Origin of the sequence: Mycobacterium sp. (assembly GCF_049280035.1) — a bacterium.
In the GTDB taxonomy this organism is placed as follows: domain Bacteria; phylum Actinomycetota; class Actinomycetes; order Mycobacteriales; family Mycobacteriaceae; genus Mycobacterium.
Genome location: NZ_JBAPPI010000416.1, coordinates 1 through 1,598 on the forward strand (window position 1 = coordinate 1; position 1,598 = coordinate 1,598).

Annotated in this window: 2 protein-coding genes; both read left to right on the plus strand. The window is 61.7% G+C overall.

Translation table 11 applies throughout. The features are described from left to right. Positions 1-1,069: cytochrome P450 (locus WAN71_RS13920; RefSeq protein WP_422225896.1), on the plus strand; the 1,069-nt coding region annotated here is incomplete at its 5' end. A 2-nt stretch (positions 1,070-1,071) separates the two neighbouring features. Next, on the plus strand, positions 1,072-1,598 hold a 527-nt coding region (locus WAN71_RS13925; protein ID WP_422225897.1), incomplete at its 3' end, for a wax ester/triacylglycerol synthase domain-containing protein.

The window sequence follows — 1,598 nt, forward strand, 5'->3', positions numbered from 1 at the left end:
GTACGACGACGTTGCGGCGGCGTTCAAGGATTACCGAACATATTCCTCCACGTCCGGTCTTGATTTGGCGATGGTGAGATCCGACAGTCCGCCGCCGAAGATCATTTTGTTCATGGATCCACCCGAACACCGGCGCATGCGCAGCCTAGTCAGCAAGGCGTTCACACCGCGTGCAATTCGGTCGCTGCGAGACACGGTGATCGACCTTGTGCGGCGATACCTCAAAAATGCCGATCCGCGCCGGTTCGACGTCATGCAAGAATTCTCCGGGCCGTTTCCGGTGGACGTCATTACTCGCATGCTCGGCGTGCCGGAGGAGCTCAGCCAGCAGGTGCGGACTTGGTTCGACGATGGCATGGGCCAGGAGCCCGGCCGAATGGAGAAGAGCGAGACCGCAGTACAGGCCCTGGCGGAAGCGGCTGCCTATTTCTTGGGCTTGGTGCAGGAGCGTCGCGCTCAGCCGCGGAACGACATGATCAGCACCCTCATCGCCGCCGAGGTCGAGCGTGCGGATGACGAAGCGACCAGGCTCGAAGACCACGAAATCGTGTTATTTGCAATGATGTTGGCCGCTGCGGGCACCGAAACCGTTGCCAAGCTCATCGGCAGTGCTGTGGCAGTCTCTGCGCAGAACCCCAAGCAATGGCAGAAGTTGCTCGATGACCGCAGCAAGATTCCTGCCGCGGTGGATGAAGTGCTCAGATACGACGGGCCGGTGTTGTACAACGTGCGCTGCACTACTAAGGAGGTGGCCGTGGGCGGAGTCACCATTCCGGCGGACAAGCCGGTGTTGCTGTGCCTCGCCTCGGCCAACCGCGACAGTGCAGCCTTCACCGAGGCCGACACTTTCGATGTCGAACGCGACCGCGGTCAGCCGCAGCACCTCGGGTTCGGGGGTGGGATCCACAGTTGTCTTGGGGCCGCACTGGCCCGGATGGAGACCGCGATCGCGTTAGAGCACCTACTCGACTTCATGCCCCGCTACGAGGTTATTTGGCAAGACTGCAAACGCGTTACGCCAACTTCTGTGGCCGGCTGGCAGCATCTCCCGGTTAGGGTGTTGCAGTGAGCATGTACCGCCTCAGTGGATTCGATGCCGGCTTGCTGTCATTCGAATCTCGTTTGCAGCCAATGAATGCGTGCACACTGGTTGAACTCGACCCCTCGACGATGCCGGGGGGATACAGCTTCGAGCGGTTTCGTGACAACCTTTCGGTGCGCATCAAGGCGGTACCGGAATTGCGGGCCAAGCTGGCCGACTCCGCGCTGAATTTGGATACGCCGGTGTGGGTAGAAGATCGCGACTTCGACCTCGACCGGCACTTGCACGTCGTCACGCTGTCGAGGCCCGGCGATCAGTACGAACTATCGGATGTCGTCGGGCGCCTCGCCGCGGTGCCGCTAGACCGGAGCCTGCCGTTGTGGGACATGTGGGTACTTCAGGGCACGGCCGATGACGAACCACACCAACATGTCGCGGTGCTGTTCAGGGTGCATCACGTTCTCATGGACGGGGTGACTGGCCGCGACCTGTGGTCGCGCCTGCGGACCACGCAAGCAGACCCGCCGTTGCCGGAACCGGTCGACGGTATCGGGGA